The 18,807-nt window shown below is 41.6% G+C and carries 15 protein-coding genes and 1 pseudogene; 15 read left to right on the plus strand and 1 reads right to left on the minus strand.

Annotation, left to right across the window (positions count from 1 at the left end; translation table 11 throughout):
- The first annotated feature begins 7 nt into the window (after positions 1–7).
- The 15 genes and pseudogenes from rplA (at position 8) to ACNORC_RS06665 (ending at position 16,840) form a co-directional block, all read left to right on the plus strand.
- Positions 8–706: a 50S ribosomal protein L1 gene (rplA, locus tag ACNORC_RS06595; protein WP_418334833.1), complete on the plus strand. Its 699-nt coding sequence runs from the start codon at positions 8–10 to the stop codon at positions 704–706.
- Between the two features lie 12 nt (positions 707–718).
- Positions 719–1,240 carry a 50S ribosomal protein L10 gene (gene rplJ, locus ACNORC_RS06600; RefSeq protein WP_418334834.1) on the plus strand — a complete coding sequence of 174 codons (522 nt, stop codon included), beginning with the start codon at positions 719–721 and terminating at the stop codon, positions 1,238–1,240.
- 57 nt (positions 1,241–1,297) lie between these two features.
- Entirely contained in the window at positions 1,298–1,675 is a 378-nt protein-coding gene (rplL, locus tag ACNORC_RS06605; RefSeq protein ID WP_418334835.1) for a 50S ribosomal protein L7/L12, read from the plus strand.
- Between the two features lie 132 nt (positions 1,676–1,807).
- Positions 1,808–5,620 (plus strand): DNA-directed RNA polymerase subunit beta, encoded by a 3,813-nt coding sequence (rpoB, locus tag ACNORC_RS06610; protein ID WP_418334836.1) that lies wholly within the window; start codon positions 1,808–1,810, stop codon positions 5,618–5,620.
- Positions 5,621–5,689: 69 nt separating this feature from the next.
- A complete protein-coding gene (gene rpoC, locus ACNORC_RS06615; RefSeq protein ID WP_418334837.1) occupies positions 5,690–9,991 on the plus strand; it encodes a DNA-directed RNA polymerase subunit beta' in 4,302 nt (1,433 codons plus the stop codon).
- Positions 9,992–10,108: 117 nt separating this feature from the next.
- The gene (locus ACNORC_RS06620) at positions 10,109–10,423 is read left to right on the plus strand and encodes a DUF3467 domain-containing protein (RefSeq protein ID WP_418334838.1); all 315 of its coding nucleotides are present in this window, start codon (positions 10,109–10,111) and stop codon (positions 10,421–10,423) included.
- Between the two features lie 3 nt (positions 10,424–10,426).
- On the plus strand, positions 10,427–10,693 hold the full coding sequence (locus ACNORC_RS06625; RefSeq protein ID WP_418334839.1) for a PLD nuclease N-terminal domain-containing protein: 267 nt from the start codon (positions 10,427–10,429) through the stop codon (positions 10,691–10,693).
- A gap of 223 nt (positions 10,694–10,916) precedes the next feature.
- Positions 10,917–10,970: pseudogene (locus ACNORC_RS06630) on the plus strand (lipoprotein); the annotation flags it as partial.
- A gap of 156 nt (positions 10,971–11,126) precedes the next feature.
- Entirely contained in the window at positions 11,127–11,627 is a 501-nt protein-coding gene (locus ACNORC_RS06635) for a hypothetical protein (protein ID WP_418335393.1), read from the plus strand.
- A 3-nt stretch (positions 11,628–11,630) separates the two neighbouring features.
- Positions 11,631–12,152, plus strand: a complete 522-nt coding sequence (locus tag ACNORC_RS06640; RefSeq protein ID WP_418334840.1) for a hypothetical protein — start codon at positions 11,631–11,633, stop codon at positions 12,150–12,152.
- A gap of 102 nt (positions 12,153–12,254) precedes the next feature.
- Entirely contained in the window at positions 12,255–12,920 is a 666-nt protein-coding gene (locus ACNORC_RS06645) for a glycerophosphodiester phosphodiesterase (RefSeq protein ID WP_418334841.1), read from the plus strand.
- A gap of 88 nt (positions 12,921–13,008) precedes the next feature.
- Entirely contained in the window at positions 13,009–14,139 is a 1,131-nt protein-coding gene (locus ACNORC_RS06650) for a TlpA family protein disulfide reductase (RefSeq protein ID WP_418334842.1), read from the plus strand.
- Between the two features lie 127 nt (positions 14,140–14,266).
- Positions 14,267–14,881 carry a hypothetical protein gene (locus ACNORC_RS06655; RefSeq protein ID WP_418334843.1) on the plus strand — a complete coding sequence of 205 codons (615 nt, stop codon included), beginning with the start codon at positions 14,267–14,269 and terminating at the stop codon, positions 14,879–14,881.
- Positions 14,882–14,992: 111 nt separating this feature from the next.
- A complete protein-coding gene (locus ACNORC_RS06660) occupies positions 14,993–15,316 on the plus strand; it encodes an Mpo1-like protein (protein ID WP_386779751.1) in 324 nt (107 codons plus the stop codon).
- Positions 15,317–15,409: 93 nt separating this feature from the next.
- On the plus strand, positions 15,410–16,840 hold the full coding sequence (locus ACNORC_RS06665; protein ID WP_418334844.1) for a glycoside hydrolase family 16 protein: 1,431 nt from the start codon (positions 15,410–15,412) through the stop codon (positions 16,838–16,840).
- A gap of 263 nt (positions 16,841–17,103) precedes the next feature.
- Here the strand turns inward: ACNORC_RS06665 and ACNORC_RS06670 are convergent, their stop codons facing one another.
- Positions 17,104–18,690, minus strand: coding sequence for a peptide chain release factor 3 (locus ACNORC_RS06670; protein ID WP_418334845.1), 1,587 nt, complete (start codon positions 18,688–18,690; stop codon positions 17,104–17,106).
- Between the last annotated feature and the right edge of the window lie 117 nt (positions 18,691–18,807).

Genomic DNA, 18,807 nt, shown 5'->3' on the forward strand with positions numbered 1-18,807 from the left:
ATTAAAAATGGCAAGATTGACTAAAAAGCAAAAGGAAGCACAATCTAAACTGGAAAAAGGTAAGACCTATTCGGTTGCAGAAGCTTCAGCTTTAATAAAAGAGATTACCAACGTAAACTTTGACCCTTCTGTGGACCTGGCAGTTCGTTTGAACGTAGATCCACGTAAGGCAAATCAAATGGTACGTGGCGTAGTTACCCTTCCTCACGGAACCGGTAAAGACGTTAAAGTATTGGCTCTTGTGACTCCAGATAAGGAAGAAGAAGCGAAAGCAGCAGGAGCAGATTACGTTGGATTAGACGAGTACCTTGAAAAGATCAAGGGAGGCTGGACAGATGTTGATGTGATCATCACTATGCCGAGTGTTATGGGTAAACTTGGACCCCTGGGAAGAATCCTTGGACCAAGAGGGCTTATGCCAAACCCAAAGACCGGTACAGTAACTATGGATGTTGCAAAAGCTGTTTCAGATGTTAAAGCCGGTAAGATTGACTTCAAAGTTGATAAGACTGGTATTGTTCATGCAGGTATCGGTAAAGCTTCTTTCGAGGCTGAGAAACTTGCAGGTAACGCAAGAGAATTATTAACTACCCTGGTAAAATTGAAGCCTCAGGCTGCTAAAGGTGTGTATATCAAAAGTATCTACATGTCAAGCACAATGAGTCCGAGTGTTGAGATAGATACTAAAAGGTTTACTGAGCAATAATATTATTGGATTATGACAAGAGAAGAAAAATCAAGAGTAATTGAAGATTTAACTGCCCAGTTAGCTGATAATAGCACTATTTACCTAGCAGATATTTCAGGACTTAATGCTCTGAATACATCAAACCTACGTAGAGCTTGTTTTAAAGCAAACGTAAAGCTTGCGGTAGTTAAGAACACTTTATTGGCTAAAGCCATGGAAAGTTCAGATAAGGATTTTGGAGAGCTTCCTTCAGTATTGAAAGGAAACACTTCGATCATGTTCTCTGAAACCGGAAATGCACCGGCCAAAGTAATTAAAGAATTCAGAAAAAAATCTGATAAGCCTGTACTTAAAGGCGCGTTTATTGAAGAGGCTATCTTCTTAGGTGATGATAAACTGGAAACCCTGGTTAACATCAAATCTAAAGAAGAAGTTATTGGAGATATCATCGGATTGCTTCAATCACCTGCTAAGAATGTTGTTTCAGCACTTAAGTCTGGTGGCGGTAAATTAGCCGGAATTCTTAAAACCCTTTCTGAAAAAGAAGGATAATCAAGTACGCACTTTTTAACAATTATAAATTAAAGAACATTTTAAAAACGATAGAAAATGGCAGATTTAAAAGATTTCGCAGAACAATTGGTTAACTTGACAGTAAAAGAAGTTAATGAGTTAGCTGATATTTTAAAAGAAGAGTATGGTATTGAGCCTGCTGCTGCAGCTGTAGCTGTTGCTGGTGGTGCTGCCGCTGGTGGTGAAGAGGCTGCTGAAGAGCAAACTGAATTCGACGTAATTCTTAAAGCTCCAGGTGGATCAAAACTTGCAGTTGTAAAATTAGTTAAAGAACTTACCGGTCTTGGCTTGAAAGATGCTAAAGAATTGGTAGATGGAGCTCCAAAACCTGTTAAAGAAGGTGTTTCTAAAGATGAAGCTGAAGCATTAAAAGCACAGTTAGAAGAAGCAGGAGCTGAGGTTGAGCTTAAGTAAGCTAAGCCAACAATCTTATATAGGTTTAGACCCGGGGATTAGGTTCCCTGAGGTCTAAACCCTTTTGCGTATATGAACGTTTCCCGTTTATTTCGCACCCATTTTTTTATAATAACATAATTCCGTCCATTGATGTTAGCAACGCAAACTGAAAGATTGAATTTCTCATCTGTGAAGAACAGACCTGATTATCCCGACTTTTTGGATATCCAAATTAAGTCGTTCCAGGATTTCTTCCAGCTGGAAACGAAATCAGAAGAAAGGGGAAATGAAGGTCTTTATAATACCTTCATGGAAAACTTTCCAATTACGGACACCCGTAATCAATTCGTACTAGAATTTCTAGACTATTTTGTGGACCCGCCAAGATACTCCATCCAGGAGTGTATCGAACGTGGTTTGACTTATAGTGTACCGCTTAAAGCCCGGTTAAAGCTTTATTGTACAGACCCAGAGCATGAAGATTTTGAAACCATCGTGCAGGACGTGTATTTAGGGACCATCCCTTATATGACCCCTAGTGGGACATTTTGTATTAACGGTGCAGAGCGTGTAGTTGTATCTCAGTTACACAGGTCTCCGGGAGTGTTCTTTGGACAATCGTTCCACGCCAACGGAACCAAATTATATTCTGCCCGTGTTATTCCTTTTAAAGGATCATGGATAGAATTTGCTACCGATATCAATAGCGTGATGTACGCATATATCGATAGAAAGAAAAAATTACCTGTTACAACTCTTTTCCGTGCTATCGGATTTGAGCGTGACAAAGATATTCTTGAGATTTTTGACCTTGCTGAAGAGGTGAAAGTTTCCAAAAGCGGACTTAAAAAAGTCCTTGGCCGTAAACTGGCCGCACGTGTATTGAATACCTGGTATGAAGATTTCGTAGATGAGGATACAGGAGAGGTAGTTTCAATTGAGCGTAATGAGATCGTTCTTGATCGTGATACCGTTCTTGAAAAAGAGCATATTGAAGAGATAGTAGAAACCGGTTCAAAGACCATTCTGCTACACAAAGAGGATAATCAAACAGGAGATTACGCGATTATCCACAATACATTACAAAAAGATCCAACCAACTCTGAAAAAGAGGCGGTTGAACATATTTACCGTCAGCTACGTAATGCCGAGCCGCCAGATGAAGAAACTGCGCGTGGTATTATTGATAAATTGTTCTTCTCAGACCAACGTTACAATCTTGGTGAGGTAGGTCGTTACAGAATGAACAAAAAATTAGGTCTTGATATCGCTATGGATAAGCAGGTGCTTACCCGCGAAGATATCATCACTATTGTTAAGTATCTTATTGAGCTTATCAACTCTAAGGCAGAGATCGATGATATCGATCACTTGTCTAACCGTCGTGTTAGAACTGTTGGAGAGCAATTGTCTCAACAATTTGGTGTAGGACTTGCCCGTATGGCAAGAACTATTCGTGAGCGTATGAACGTACGCGACAACGAGGTGTTTACCCCAATTGATTTGATCAATGCGAAGACATTATCTTCTGTGATTAACTCATTTTTCGGAACGAACCAGTTGTCTCAGTTCATGGACCAAACGAACCCGTTAGCAGAGATCACTCATAAACGTAGACTTTCGGCTCTTGGGCCAGGTGGTCTTTCCCGTGAGCGTGCTGGTTTCGAGGTGCGTGACGTTCACTATACTCACTACGGAAGGCTATGTCCTATTGAAACTCCTGAAGGACCAAACATTGGTTTGATCTCCTCACTTTCTGTTTATGCTAAAGTGAACGGAATGGGATTCATAGAGACTCCTTACCGCGAAGTTGTTGACGGAAAAGTTAATATTAAAGATCAGCCTCGTTACCTAAGTGCTGAAGAAGAAGAGGAGAAAATGATCGCTCAGGCGAACATTCCAATTTCTGATGACGGTACTATCGAGCCTGAAAGAATTATTGCACGTGAGGAAGGTGACTTCCCGGTAGTTGAGCCAAAATCTGTTCACTACATTGACGTTGCACCGAACCAGGTAGCATCTATTTCTGCTTCATTAATTCCATTTTTGGAGCATGATGATGCGAACCGTGCCTTGATGGGATCAAACATGATGCGCCAGGCCGTACCTCTATTGAGAGTAGACTCTCCAATCGTTGGAACCGGACTGGAAAGACAGGTAGCTACAGATTCTCGAGTATTGATCAATGCTGAAGGAGAAGGAACTGTAGAATATGTTGATGCAGAAAAGATCACTATCAAGTATGACAGGACAGAAGAAGAACGTATGGTAAGCTTCGATTCAGATTCGAAGACCTACGAACTTGTGAAGTTCAGAAAAACAAACCAGGGAACCTCTATTAACCTGAAGCCTATCGTAAGAGTAGGAGACAGGGTAACGAAAGGTCAGGTTCTTTGTCAGGGATACGCAACCGAAGCAGGGGAACTTGCTTTGGGTCGCAACATGAAGGTTGCCTTCATGCCTTGGAAAGGTTACAACTTTGAGGATGCGATCGTGATCTCTGAAAAAGTGGTTAGAGATGATATCTTTACTTCTATCCACATTGATGAGTACTCACTTGAGGTGAGAGATACCAAACTTGGTAATGAAGAATTGACCAACGACATTCCTAACGTTTCTGAAGAGGCTACAAAAGACCTTGATGAGAACGGAATGATCCGTGTGGGTGCTGAAGTGAAGCCGGGTGATATCTTAATTGGAAAGATTACTCCAAAAGGAGAAAGCGATCCTACTCCGGAAGAAAAACTTCTAAGAGCGATCTTCGGTGATAAAGCCGGTGATGTAAAAGATGCTTCTTTAAAAGCTTCTCCTTCATTGAGCGGGGTGGTTATTGACAAGAAATTGTTCGCCCGTGCAATTAAAGATAAGCGTAAGAGAGCACAGGATAAGGAAGATGTTGCGGCATTAGAGAAGAAGTACGAAGCTAAATTCGCGATTCTAAAATCTGAATTGGTAGACAAACTTTTCGCCCTTATCGGTGGTAAAACAGCTCAGGGAGTAATGAACGACCTTGGAGAAGAGATCCTTCCAAAAGGTAAGAAGTACACTCAGAAGATGTTGAACGCGGTAGATGATTATACGCACCTTACCCAGGGAACCTGGACAACAGATGATCACCTTAACAGGTTGGTTGCAGATCTTCTGCATAACTACCGTATCAAGGAGAATGATATCCAGGGTAACCTTAGAAGAGAGAAGTTCACTATTTCTGTGGGAGACGAACTACCTTCAGGAATTCTGAAACTTGCTAAGATCTATATCGCCAAGAAACGTAAACTGAAAGTAGGGGATAAAATGGCAGGACGTCACGGTAACAAAGGTATTGTTGCCCGTATCGTACGTCAGGAAGATATGCCATTCCTTGAAGATGGAACCCCTGTTGATATCGTGTTGAACCCACTTGGGGTACCTTCACGTATGAACATTGGGCAGATCTATGAAACTGTTCTTGGATGGGCCGGACAAAAATTAGGTAGAAAATATGCTACTCCAATTTTCGACGGTGCTACTATAGACCAGATCAACGAACTAACAGATGAAGCCGGAATTCCGCGCTTTGGTCACACTTATCTTTATGATGGTGGAACCGGAGACCGTTTTGACCAACCTGCAACTGTTGGTGTGATCTACATGCTTAAGTTAGGTCACATGATCGATGATAAGATGCACGCGCGTTCTATCGGACCATACTCACTCATCACCCAGCAGCCTCTTGGAGGTAAAGCACAATTTGGTGGTCAGCGTTTTGGTGAGATGGAGGTATGGGCACTTGAAGCCTATGGTGCTTCAGCTACCCTGCGTGAGATCTTAACTGTGAAGTCTGATGATGTAATAGGAAGAGCTAAGACTTATGAAGCCATCGTAAAAGGTGAGCCAATGCCAGAGCCAGGACTACCTGAATCTTTCAACGTACTTATGCACGAACTGAAAGGTCTGGGATTAGATATTAGATTAGAAGAATAAAGCTTTTGCGGTGCGTGACCGCGCGCCACGCACCGCAAATTTTACAATAATTAGATAGCACCATTTATTATGGCTAGAAATAATGATAAGAATACAGTACAGAGGTTTAACCAAATCTCTATAGGTTTAGCTTCTCCGGAGTCCATTTTGGCGGAATCTCGTGGGGAAGTACTGAAGCCGGAAACTATCAATTATCGTACGCATAAACCTGAGAGGGATGGTCTTTTCTGTGAGCGTATCTTTGGTCCTGTAAAGGATTACGAATGTGCCTGTGGAAAATATAAGAGAATCCGTTACAAAGGCATCGTTTGCGATAGGTGTGGTGTAGAGGTGACTGAAAAGAAAGTACGTAGAGATCGTGTGGGGCACATCAACCTGGTGGTTCCTGTAGCACATATCTGGTACTTCCGTTCTTTGCCTAACAAGATTGGATACCTGCTTGGTCTGCCATCCAAGAAATTGGATATGATCATTTACTACGAGAGATACGTGGTAATTCAGCCGGGTATTGCCAAAAATGAAGAAGGAGCGCCTTTGAAAAAAATGGACTTCCTTACCGAAGAAGAATACCTGAACATTCTGGATTCTATTCCGCAGGAAAACCAATACCTTGATGACAGCGATCCAAATAAATTCATCGCTAAGATGGGTGCCGAGTGTCTTATTGAAATTCTGCAAAGAATAGACCTTGATGCACTTTCTTATGAATTGAGACATAAAGCGAACAACGAAACTTCTAAGCAACGTAAGACGGAGGCTCTTAAGAGACTTCAGGTTGTTGAAGCGCTTCGTGACGCAAACAAGAACCGCGAGAACCGTCCTGAGTGGATGATCATGAAAGTAATTCCAATTATTCCGCCGGAATTACGTCCATTGGTGCCGCTTGATGGAGGTCGTTTCGCGACTTCAGATTTGAACGATCTTTACCGTCGTGTAATTATTCGTAATAACCGTCTGAAAAGATTAATGGAGATCAAAGCTCCTGAAGTGATCTTACGTAACGAAAAACGTATGCTTCAGGAATCTGTGGATTCGTTATTCGATAACACCAGAAAATCTTCAGCAGTAAAAACCGATTCTAACAGACCGTTAAAATCACTTTCTGACTCACTTAAAGGTAAGCAGGGACGTTTCCGTCAAAACTTACTTGGTAAGAGGGTAGATTATTCTGCGCGTTCGGTTATTGTTGTTGGACCTGAGTTGAAATTATACGAATGTGGTCTTCCAAAGAACATGGCAGCAGAGCTTTACAAGCCTTTCGTGATCAGAAAACTGATCGAAAGAGGTATTGTTAAGACCGTAAAATCTGCTAAAAAGATTATAGATAAGAAAGAGCCGGTAGTATGGGATATCCTTGAAAATGTATTGAAAGGACACCCTGTATTACTAAACCGTGCTCCTACGCTTCACCGATTGGGTATTCAGGCTTTCCAGCCTAAACTTATTGAAGGTAAAGCGATACAGTTACACCCATTGGTTTGTACCGCATTCAACGCCGACTTTGACGGTGACCAGATGGCGGTTCACTTACCACTTGGGCCTGAAGCAATTTTGGAAGCCCAGCTTCTAATGTTGGCTTCTCACAACATTTTGAACCCTGCTAACGGATCTCCGGTAACAGTACCTTCTCAGGATATGGTTCTTGGTCTTTATTATATGACCAAGCCTAGAAAATCTACTCCTGAAGTGCCTGTAAAAGGAGAAGGCCTTACTTTCTATTCTGATGAAGAGGTAGTAATCGCTTACAACCAGAAGAAAGTTGATCTTAACGCGATCATCAAGATTCGCGCGAAAGATTTCAATGAGGCCGGTTTACTTGTTTACCAGATCATTGAAACTACCGTTGGTAGAGTATTGTTCAACCAGACAGTTCCTGAAAAAGCTGGTTTCATCAACGAGGTGTTGACCAAAAAATCTCTTAGAGATATTATTGGAAACATTCTTAAGATCACCAGCGTTCCTGAAACTGCAGAGTTCCTTGACCAGATCAAAAACCTTGGATATGGATTCGCCTTTAGAGGTGGTCTTTCCTTCAGTTTAGGTGATATTATCATCCCTGAAGAAAAACAAGGAATGATCGATGAAGCAAATGAGCAGGTTGAAGGTATTATGGCCAACTATAACATGGGTCTTATTACCAACAACGAACGTTACAACCAGGTTATTGATATCTGGACCTCTACGAACGCCGGCTTAACGGAATTGGCCATGAAGCGTATCCGTGAGGATCAGCAAGGATTTAACTCGGTGTACATGATGCTTGACTCTGGTGCGAGGGGATCTAAAGAGCAGATCCGTCAGTTGACCGGTATGCGTGGATTGATGGCCAAGCCTAAGAAGTCTAACTCTGGTGGTGGTGAGATTATTGAGAACCCGATCCTTTCTAACTTTAAGGAAGGTCTTTCGATTCTTGAATACTTTATCTCTACTCACGGTGCACGTAAAGGTCTTGCCGATACCGCTCTTAAGACTGCCGATGCAGGTTACCTAACCCGTCGTTTGGTGGATGTGTCTCAGGACGTGATCATCAACGAAGAAGATTGTGGTACTTTGAGAGGTGTCGATGTTTCTCCATTGAAGAAAAACGAAGAGATCGTTGAATCTTTAGGAGAGCGTATCCTTGGTAGAACGGCATTACATAATGTGTATGACCCTATCACCAATGAATTGCTGGTATCATCAGGAGACGAGATCACTGAAGAAATAGTTAAGAAAATTACCAGCGCGCCGATCGAAAGTGTAGAAGTACGTTCTGCTCTTACTTGTGAGGCCAAGAAAGGTATTTGTGTGAAATGTTACGGACGTAACCTTGCTACCGGTAAAACGGTTCAGCGTGGTGAAGCCGTTGGTGTGGTAGCCGCTCAGTCTATTGGTGAGCCGGGTACACAGCTTACCCTTCGTACCTTCCACGTGGGTGGTATTGCAGGAAACATTTCAGAAGAAAATAAATTGATCGCTAAGTTCAATGGAATTGCTGAGATCGAAGATCTTAAGACCGTTAAAGGAGAAGCTCCTGATGGTGGAGAGGCTGAGATCGTAATATCAAGGACTTCAGAGTTGAAGATCAAAGATCCAAAGTCAGGAATTGTGTTGAGTACCAACAACATTCCTTACGGTTCACAGATCTTTATCAAGAATGGCGACAAAGTTCAAAAAGACGAGGTTATTTGTCAGTGGGATCCATATAACGGGGTGATCATTTCAGAATTCGCCGGTAAGATCAAGTACGAGAATATCGAACAGGGTGTTACTTATCAGGTTGAGATCGATGAGCAAACCGGATTCCAGGAAAAAGTAATTTCTGAATCAAGGAACAAGAAATTGATCCCAACCCTTCAGATCTTAGGTAAGAAGGATGAAGTAATTCGTTCTTACAACCTTCCTGTTGGAGCTCACCTTATGGTGGATAATGAGGAGAAGATCAAAGTAGGTAAGATCCTTGTGAAGATCCCACGTAAGTCTTCCAAATCTGGGGATATTACAGGAGGTCTTCCACGGGTAACCGAGCTGTTCGAAGCACGTAACCCATCGAACCCTGCTGTAGTAAGTGAGATTGATGGTGTTGTTTCCTTCGGAAAGATCAAACGTGGTAACCGTGAGATCATCGTTGAATCTAAGCTGGGAGAAGTTAAGAAGTATCTTGTGAAGCTTTCTAACCAGATCCTTGTTCAGGAAAACGATTATGTACGTGCGGGAATGCCATTGTCTGATGGTTCTGTAACTCCTGAGGATATTTTAGCTATCAAAGGACCAAGTGCAGTACAACAGTATCTTGTGAATGAAGTTCAGGAAGTGTACCGACTACAAGGGGTGAAGATCAATGATAAGCACTTTGAAGTAGTGGTAAGACAAATGATGCGTAAAGTAAGAATTGTTGATCCGGGTGATACGATCTTCCTTGAGAACCAGTTGGTTCACAAAGATGATTTCGTTGAGCAAAACGATGAGATCTTCGGAATGAAGGTGGTTGTTGATGCCGGTGATTCTGAGAACCTGAAACCGGGACAGATCATTTCTCCACGTCAGCTTAGAGACGAGAACTCTATTTTGAGAAGAGAAGATAAGAACCTGGCCACTGCAAGGGATGTAACCCCTGCAACGGCAACTCCAATTCTTCAGGGTATTACAAGAGCGTCACTTCAGACCAAGTCATTCATTTCTGCGGCTTCCTTCCAGGAAACCACAAAAGTATTGAACGAGGCTGCTGTAAGCGGTAAGGTAGATACTCTTGAAGGACTTAAGGAAAATGTTATTGTTGGACACAGGATCCCTGCCGGTACCGGTATGAGAGACTACGACAATATCATTGTAGGTTCAAAAGAAGAATTTGATGAAATGCTTGAGAAAAAGCAGGAAGTAAATTATAACTAGAGAAAAGGCCGCGAAAGCGGCCTTTTTTTATGCCTTGTATTTTGTAAAGCAGCCTCTCAAAAAGGTACTTTCAATGCAAGCTCTTTTTCGTACTTTTATCTAAAACAAATCAATACCATGAGCGAAGAGAAAAAACCTAAAAAAGGAAAGATCAATATAGAACTCGATGAAAAGGTTGCCGAAGGTACCTATTCTAACCTGGCGATCATCAACCATTCGGTTTCAGAATTTGTGGTGGATTTCGTGAGTATCATGCCCGGAACTCCAAAAAGCAAAGTTAAAAGCCGCATTATACTTACTCCGCAGCACGCTAAAAGACTGCTTAAGGCATTGGCAGAGAACGTGAATCGCTTTGAAAAAGCGCATGGAGAAATTAAAGATTACGAGCAGCCACCAATCCCTTTGAACTTCGGACCAACCGGACAGGCATAGTGGATGTATAGGATTTACCTGCCTTTTTTGTTCTCTTTTCAAGACCTTACGGGACTATTTTTTATCCTGATCCTTGCTCTAATCTTTGGATCCTGGGTCTTTTGCCTGATCGATATTTTGACCTCCAGATTCAGAGGTTCTGAAAAATTATTGTGGTTCCTGCTGGTGCTTTTTGCACCTTTAATTGGAATGATACTTTACCTGCTGCTCGGTAAGAAGCGCAGACCTCGAAGACGAAGATTTAATCCCTATCAAAAAAGACATTTTTAGAAGATTTATAAACCCGAAGCTTAGGCTTTGGGTTTTTTGTTTTCCTATCGTAGACCAACTTTAAAATAGGAACTCCTTTTTTTGTAACGAATTGACAGGAGCGACTACTAACTTGCTACAACTAAAAATCCTTTTGCACTCTTATAACATACTTTTTCTGTACAGAAATTGAAGTAGTATCAGACCAAGAACGATTTATTTGTAGCCAACCCTGAATTTTTAAATGAAAAAACTCTTACTATTCTTTTCAATCGTTCTGGTACTCACTAGCTGTAACAGAAGGGAACCAGATCAATTGGAAAGAACAATTGCAGAAACCCTCAAAAAGGCCAATAATAATCGAAGTTACGATCAAATTCAGCCGTTTTTATCCAATGATTTTCATTTTTCTGACAGTGATGTAAATACCTCTTTTACACTATTGTATTCCTATTTGAATTTCAGCTATTCAGAAAAAATATCCAAAGTAGAAATTGATTATGCTAAAGATTTGGGGGACTCTCTGGTTGAATTAAAAGGCACTAAGTACTTCGAGAAATCTGGGGCAGAAGGACTTAGAATACTTTACAGAATAACCAAAGACGGTCCAAAAATACTGGAGCTTAACAGCCTTAGACCTCACCAATTTCCGTTGGTTACCCGGGCTTCATACGTCAACGAAGAAATTTTTGGAGAAGATCCTGTCCGAAACATCGTTAATTTGGAAGTTTTGGATAAATCATCAGCAGATTCCATAAGTGAGTTTGGCTACACGGTTTTTTACAAGAAGTCTCTGAAAGCTGAGGGTGAAAACGCCTTAATTCTTTTTAAGAAACTTGATAGTCTTCTTATTAATGGGTTCAAAAAAAATAACATACAAAGAGAAAATCTTTTTCTTACAGATCTTAATTCGAAAAACACAATTACTATAGGTAAAGACAGGAAAATTCCCTAGACAATGGCTCTATACGAGACTGATAGTATTAATAATGCACGGTTAACCAATAAAATTGGACATACATTTTCTCACGAGATCGTAGAGGGAACTCTGATTCACGGTTACAATTTAGGAGGCTATAAATACAGGTGGTTTAGAGATGGATTATCAGATTATCTGGCTTTTAGATTTTGTAGAATAGTAGCACCTGAGGCAGCAAAAGAATATTTTGTGAAGGATCGGCTATCATCTGCTGCAGAATTTGCTGGAAAAGGAAATTTGTTGGATTGGAGAGGGAATGGCCCTATTGAAAGAGTTGATAAAGGAAAGCTGTATGGTGACAAATTCATTTATTTCAATGAGGTTGGTCAATACGGCAGGTCTTTTAAGCTTTTCAAGGACCTGTTCCAAGAGAATGAAGATGGGCTTATTCAGGTATTGGAAAAAATAGAAAGGGAGGAGAACATTTCCGTAGAAAAAGTTTTAGACATAATGTCTGAAGTGACAGGTGAAGACATTGAGCAGCTAATAAGCGAGTATTAAAATAATTCACGAGAAGCATAGCGGAATATAAGAAGTTCTTACTTCGAAATTTTTCTGATTCAGCCGTAAATTAGAGTTGCTGCTTTTAAAATATCTTCTTTTATGAAAATAGCACATCGAGGCGCCTCCGGCTATGAATTTGAAAATTCAATGGCTGCTTTTAGAAAAGCCATCGAATTAGGCGTTTCAGTTATTGAGCTGGATCTGCAGCGAACGGCTGACGGTAAGTTCGCAGTCTTTCATGATCAAAAGCTTGACCGCTGTACCAATGCGACCGGCAGGATCGATTCTTTTACCTCAGCACAACTCCGCGACGGGGTGCGCTTAAAGAACGGGGAACCTATACCCGAACTCTCTGAAATTTGCAAACTCTTCAGAGGTAATAATATTACTGGTTTATTTGAGCTCAAAAATGACAATTCTGCTGAAGATTTTTTGAGAGAACTCAGCGGACAAATACCTCTTGAAAATGTCATTTTTGAATCTTTTTTTCACCAACAATTAGTTGATCTGAAGAAAAAAAGGCCGGAGGTTCAAATCTGTCTTATCTTCAAAAATTTTTCAGATGAACTTGCTAAAAACCTCCAGTCATCAAATGCCGAATACGTAGCAGCACAATTCGGGTCGGTTACGACAGAGCAGGTGCAGGATATTAAAAAAGCAGGTATAAAAGCCCTTGTCTGGACCGTTAACGAGCCGGCTGATATTGCACAGGCAAAAAAGCTGAAATTCGATGGAATAATTTCTAACTTTCCTGACAGAATTTAGATTTCATCTATATATCCTGTAAAAAAGAACAATGAAAATTAGTTCCTTAAAAAAGTCATTTTTTCTATTAATTATATGCTTCAGTATTATGGCATGTAATTCTCCGGCAGATATTTCCGGTAAGTTAGTAGGCGTAAATGACGAAGGTGTTAAGCTTTACCTGATCCAACCAAATTCCTTACAGGAAGTCGCTGCTTCTTACTTCGGAAAAGTTATAGATTCGGCAGTTGCAGATGAAGATGGTTACTTTGAATTCCATAACCTTCCGGCAATTACAGAACCGGTTTTATTGGAAATAGCTGTAAAACAACCCGGAAAGGCTGCAAATTATTTGAATAATGATGACCCCACCAATTCCAATTATATGCCTGTTGTTTGGAAGGCAAAGCCTTTGCAGGTTACTGCCGGTGTAGATCAATTTCAAAAAACGTTTTCAATTGAAGATCCTTCCGAAGTTAATTATGCTTTATTAGAACTCAGGGATATTCGGCAGGCTGCCTATGAAAACTATTTAGCCGGAAAGCAATGGCAGGTAAAAGACGGTAGCCAGTTGTTGGAAAAGGAACACGCTATTCTCCAATATCAAACCGAGCTGATGAAATTTGCAAATAACACAGAATATTTCTTGCCGGCTTTGGTGGCTTTGAGATGGGTAAGTCCGGGAATTAATTATGAACGGGTTCCGGAATTTCTGGTAAACCAGTGTGATAAATGGAAAAAAGATCAACCAGATCATCGATGGGTTCAGCAACTCTGCCAGATGAGTGATCGCGGTAATTTGCCCGTTCTGGAAGGGGATTTTTTTCCCGATTTTGAACTTCCCATGCTGAATAAAGATACCCTCTCGCTGCAAGAGCAGCTTGGAGATAAGCTCACCATCATTGACCTGTGGGCTTCCTGGTGTGCTCCCTGCCGAAAGGAAAACCGGGAAGTCTTGGGGCCTCTTTGGGAAGAATATCACGATCGCGGTTTACAGATCATCGCATATGGTCTGGAAAGCGATGAGGCGACCTGGAGAAAAGCTGCAGAGCGTGACGGGGCCACTAAATGGCTGCAAGCTTCGGACTTGCAGGGAGATGACGCTGCATTTTTGAAAAGGATTCGCATAAGGACCATTCCCGCAAATTTCATTCTTGACGACAAAGGACGAGTCATCGCTAAAAATGTGCACGGAGAGGATCTAACAGAGTTGGTAAAAAGATATCTACAAAAAGAATAACCGGCAAATCAACACCTCCTTATTCGGTAATTATGGAAAACCGTAAACTTTGTGGTATTTTAACATTATATTCACAGTTTTAAATCAAACGGTCGATCTGATCGATTACTTCTACCAAAACTAAATTATGAAAACCAACCATTACTTTACGATCTTAGCTTTTTTCAGCTTTTTCCTAACCACTGCCCAGGAAGATTATTTAGAAATCATCGCCGAGAAATCCTGTGACTGTATTCAGCAAAAGAAAGAGGCCTTTGAAAAAGAGAGCAAAGAGATCACTACAACCGAATTGGGAGTATGTCTTTTTGAGAGTGCTAGGGAATACAAAGACCGTTTAATTGCGGATTATGAATTAGACATGACCAATCTTGCCGGGGAAGCGGGGGAAAAGTTGGGAGTTCTCATAGGATCAAAAATGGCATTTGTCTGCCCCGATATTCTTATGGCCGCTGCTGACACCGAGGAGGAATACGAGAGCTTGTGGGAGAGTGGAAAGGTTCAATCTATTTCTACAGATAATTTTATTTCGTTTGAGATCAAGAACGCAGAGGGAAAGACCCAGAAATTTTATTGGTTCACTTTTGTCAGTTCAGGTTTCGATCTGCAGAATTCTTTTAAGGAGCTAAAAAATAAAGAGGTTGAGGTTGAATACCTGGAGCAGGAGCTTTTTGATCCGAGGATCGGGGAGTACCGAAAAATGAATATTCTTACCGCATTGGAAGTAGTGGACAACATCAATTAAGTTTTCCTTTTCGGAATATTTTACAGCAGGTAGTGGAAATTGCCTGCTGTTTTATTTTTCGGAGATGTTCCTTGTGAGGAAAAAATCCTATTTTAATTAAAATTTTCAGAAATGGCTGAGCGAATAAAAACTTACAGGGAATTCTACCAATTCTATCTTTCGGAACATCAGAACAGGACCAGTCGCATTCTGCATTTTACCGGAACTTTTCTTGTATTTGTGCTCCTGACACTGGCGATTTTCAACGGCTGGGGCTGGGAATGGGTCCTTTTGCCTCTTGTGGGCTATGGCTTTGCCTGGGTAGGACATGCTTTTTTTGAAAAGAATAAACCCGCTACCTTCAAATACCCTTTTTGGAGCCTCATTTCCGATTTTAAGCTGTTTTTTGAGATCCTCTTCGGAAGTAAAAGCTTCGATTCCAGTAAAGACTCCTGATTATTTAGTTTTTCATGATTTATATCAGCAGGATTTATTCCTGAAGTAGAGAGGCTTGTATTAATTTTATTCAGGTTTCTAATACTTTAGGAAATGTCTATAAATAAAAGATCCCTCTCTTTTTTACCCTTCCTTTTTTTAACCATCCTGGGATGTAGTACAGATGAGGAAAACGGAACAAATACCTCAGATTTTTCAGGAAGTGTTTTTGTCGAAAACCAAAGTCCTTCAAATAATACCCTTAGAGTAAAAAGCACGACTATGAGCAGGGGCGGTTGGCTTCTACTTTACCGCGATAACGGGAATAGTGCTCCCAATTTGGAAGAGATGATATCGGTTCCGTTATTTCTCCAAAAAGGATATTCTCATGATTTATCGGTTCAACTTTTGACCGGCACTGAACTAAGTGATGAAGAGACATTATGGGCTATAATCCATTCAGACACCGGAAAATTAAAGGTCTTTGAATACAATGGGAGCAATGGATTGGACACACCCATGCTCACAGCTGGTAAAAAAATGGTAATGATTGCCTTTGAAATCGAGCTGCCGGAGGAGCCTGGTAGTCCGGGTGAGGTGGGAGACCTTGTTTGGCATGATGAATTTAACCAGGGCCAGTTGGATCTTACCAAATGGAATTATGAATCCGGGACAGGAATAAATGGCGACTGGGGAACTGGCCAGCTGGACCGAGCCACTTCACGGTCAGAGAATGTGAGTTTCGAAAACGGAATTGCGGGAGCAGACGGCGGTTGCCTGGTGATCACCACCAGAAAAGAAAATTATATTGACCGAAATTACACCAGTGGCAGGATCAACACTTCCGGTAAAAGTTCGTGGGGTCCCGGTTATCGAATTGTTGCCCGGGTGATGCCTAAAGGAGTGAGATATCAGGGACAGGGATTTGCCTTCTGGATGATGCCTGCCGAAAAGCCTGCAGGTGAAAGTCATTTAATGTGGCCTCAGGGAGGGGAGATCGATATCATGGAATACGTGGGGTCAATTCCCTATAACAATTTAGGCACGGTACATTACGCGTGGTTCTGGGAGAATAATGAATACAAGGACTGGAATCACGGACATTTAGGAGCCTACTATAACTACCAGGATCAGCAAGTACCGAATCCTGCCGAGCCCGGCTACGGAAATTTTCCGCCTCCCTCAAATGCACCGTACGCCGGAAGTGCCAGTTTTCACACCTATGGCATTGATTGGTACCACGATAGGATGGAATTCTTTGTAGATGATAATGTTTATCACATTCATTATTTTAAAGACGGTGGAGCTTTTACGGAAGACGGAGAGGATGACATGTCAGTTCGTACTATTGACGGTAAAAGAGTAGGAGTTTCTGAATATTCCAATCACTTCGAAGAGTGGCACCCCTTTGAGCATAAGATGTTCATGATCTTAAGTGCCGGAGTAGGAGGGTCTGATTATACCTATGGAGGTCCTATTGTACCTGAAGCACAATTTCCGGCAGCGGTATTTATAGACTGGGTAAGAGTTTACAAACTGGAATAGATTACCTCTTTAAAATGACATTTTTGGAACTTCTTATTCTTGGAGATTCCTCCTTCGTCGGAATGACACCCTTCTGTCATTCTGAACGGAGTATTACGGAGTGAAGAATCTTATTCCCTAAGAGATTCCTCTCCCGAAGTCTCGGGATCGGAATGGCAGCGGCATGTCATTCTGAACGGAGCGCAGAAGAGTGAAGAATCTCTTTTAAAAGGAGATTTAATTAAGAGGCTTCAAAAATGTCATTTTTGAAGCCTCTCGTTTTTTTAGAATTCCGAAGTAAAATGGAATTTTAAAGATTGATATTTTTGCTGCGCCATTTGAAGGGAAAAAGCAGAATCAGCTAAAAATACCAGTTGTCCCCGTTTATCTTTCGCCAGGTATTTTGATTTTACCCTTTTAAAATCCTTGAATTCTTCACTTTTTGGATCTTCCGGTTCTACCCAACAGGCCTTGTGCACGTTGAGGTTCTCATAAGTACACTTTGCTCCGTACTCATGCTCCAAACGGTATTGAATCACTTCAAACTGCAGGGCGCCTACGGTGCCAATTACCTTCCGGCCGTTCATTTCCAGGGTAAAGAGCTGTGCTACCCCTTCATCCATCAACTGGTCAATTCCTTTTTCCAGCTGCTTGGATTTCATAGGATCGGCATTGTTGATATAACGGAAATGTTCCGGAGAGAAACTCGGAATTCCTTTGTATTGTAGTTCCTCACCTTCAGTAAGTGTGTCGCCGATCTTAAAGTTACCGGTATCGTGAAGTCCTACAATGTCGCCGGGATAGGATACATCCACGATCTCCTTCTTTTCAGCAAAGAACGCGTTCGGACTGGAAAATTTAAGTTTCTTATTATGTCGAACATGGAGGTATGGGGTGTTCCTTTCGAATTTTCCGGAAACGATCTTCACGAAAGCGAGACGGTCCCGGTGTTTGGGATCCATGTTTGCATGAATCTTGAATACGAAGCCGGTAAAATCTTTCTCATCAGGTAACACTTTTCGGGTGTCACTGTCTTTAGGACGGGGAGTGGGAGCGATGGTGATAAAGCAATCCAGTAGTTCACGTACTCCAAAGTTGTTCAATGCCGAACCAAAGAACACTGGCTGCTGACTACCGGCAAGGTATTCCTCCTTGTCAAAATCAGGATAGACTCCGTGAACCAATTCCAGTTCATCACGTAAGGTGCTGGCAGCTTTTTCTCCAATTAATTTATCAAGTTCCGAAGAAGCCAGATCAGAGATCTCAACGGTCTCTTCGATATCCTTTCGCGGATCACCGGTGAAGAGGTTGACATTCTGTTCCCAGATGTTGTAGATCCCTTTAAAGTCATATCCCATTCCGATAGGAAAACTCAGCGGGGTCACGGTCAAATTTAGTTTTTGTTCGATCTCATCCAGCAGTTCAAAAGCATCTTTTCCTTCCCGGTCTAATTTATTCACGAACACGATCATTGGGATATTCCGCATCCGGCAAACTTCCACCAGTTTTTCGGTTTGTTCCTCGACCCCTTTTGCAACGTCGATCACTACGATCACACTATCTACAGCAGTAAGGGTTCTAAAAGTGTCTTCAGCAAAATCCTTGTGACCCGGCGTATCCAGGATGTTGATCTTGATGTCCTTATATTCAAATGCAAGTACAGAAGTTGCGACTGAGATCCCCCTTTGCCGCTCAATTTCCATAAAGTCACTGGTAGCGCCTTTTTTGATCTTGTTGGATTTTACCGCCCCGGCTTCCTGAATGGCACCCCCAAAAAGCAGCAGCTTTTCGGTAAGGGTGGTTTTACCGGCATCTGGGTGGGAAATGATCCCGAATGTTCTTCTTCTCTTGATCTCGTCTGAAAACTTCATATCGCAATTTAAGGCTGCAAAGATAATTATTTGATCGTGAATTCAATGCTGTGTGCAGTGCTCCTTTTCTCATTTCATGACTAGGTATCTCCTGTTTTGATTTTGTACATTTGAAGT

It is taken from the genome of Salinimicrobium soli, assembly GCF_048323655.1.
GTDB classification, from domain to species: Bacteria; Bacteroidota; Bacteroidia; order Flavobacteriales; family Flavobacteriaceae; genus Salinimicrobium; species Salinimicrobium soli.

Excerpts from the sequence above, each read along its gene's own strand:
- ACNORC_RS06650 (WP_418334842.1), top strand. The coding sequence starts at position 13,009 with ATGGCATGTAATTCTCCGGCAGATATTTCCGGTAAGTTAGTAGGCGTA.
- rplL (WP_418334835.1), top strand. The coding sequence starts at position 1,298 with ATGGCAGATTTAAAAGATTTCGCAGAACAATTGGTTAACTTGACAGTA.
- ACNORC_RS06620 (WP_418334838.1), top strand. The coding sequence starts at position 10,109 with ATGAGCGAAGAGAAAAAACCTAAAAAAGGAAAGATCAATATAGAACTC.
- rplA (WP_418334833.1), top strand. The coding sequence starts at position 8 with ATGGCAAGATTGACTAAAAAGCAAAAGGAAGCACAATCTAAACTGGAA.
- ACNORC_RS06645 (WP_418334841.1), top strand. The coding sequence starts at position 12,255 with ATGAAAATAGCACATCGAGGCGCCTCCGGCTATGAATTTGAAAATTCA.
- ACNORC_RS06625 (WP_418334839.1), top strand. The coding sequence starts at position 10,427 with ATGTATAGGATTTACCTGCCTTTTTTGTTCTCTTTTCAAGACCTTACG.
- ACNORC_RS06640 (WP_418334840.1), top strand. The coding sequence starts at position 11,631 with ATGGCTCTATACGAGACTGATAGTATTAATAATGCACGGTTAACCAAT.
- ACNORC_RS06660 (WP_386779751.1), top strand. The coding sequence starts at position 14,993 with ATGGCTGAGCGAATAAAAACTTACAGGGAATTCTACCAATTCTATCTT.
- ACNORC_RS06655 (WP_418334843.1), top strand. The coding sequence starts at position 14,267 with ATGAAAACCAACCATTACTTTACGATCTTAGCTTTTTTCAGCTTTTTC.
- rpoB (WP_418334836.1), top strand. The coding sequence starts at position 1,808 with ATGTTAGCAACGCAAACTGAAAGATTGAATTTCTCATCTGTGAAGAAC.
- ACNORC_RS06665 (WP_418334844.1), top strand. The coding sequence starts at position 15,410 with ATGTCTATAAATAAAAGATCCCTCTCTTTTTTACCCTTCCTTTTTTTA.
- ACNORC_RS06670 (WP_418334845.1), bottom strand. The coding sequence starts at position 18,690 with ATGAAGTTTTCAGACGAGATCAAGAGAAGAAGAACATTCGGGATCATT.
- rplJ (WP_418334834.1), top strand. The coding sequence starts at position 719 with ATGACAAGAGAAGAAAAATCAAGAGTAATTGAAGATTTAACTGCCCAG.
- rpoC (WP_418334837.1), top strand. The coding sequence starts at position 5,690 with ATGGCTAGAAATAATGATAAGAATACAGTACAGAGGTTTAACCAAATC.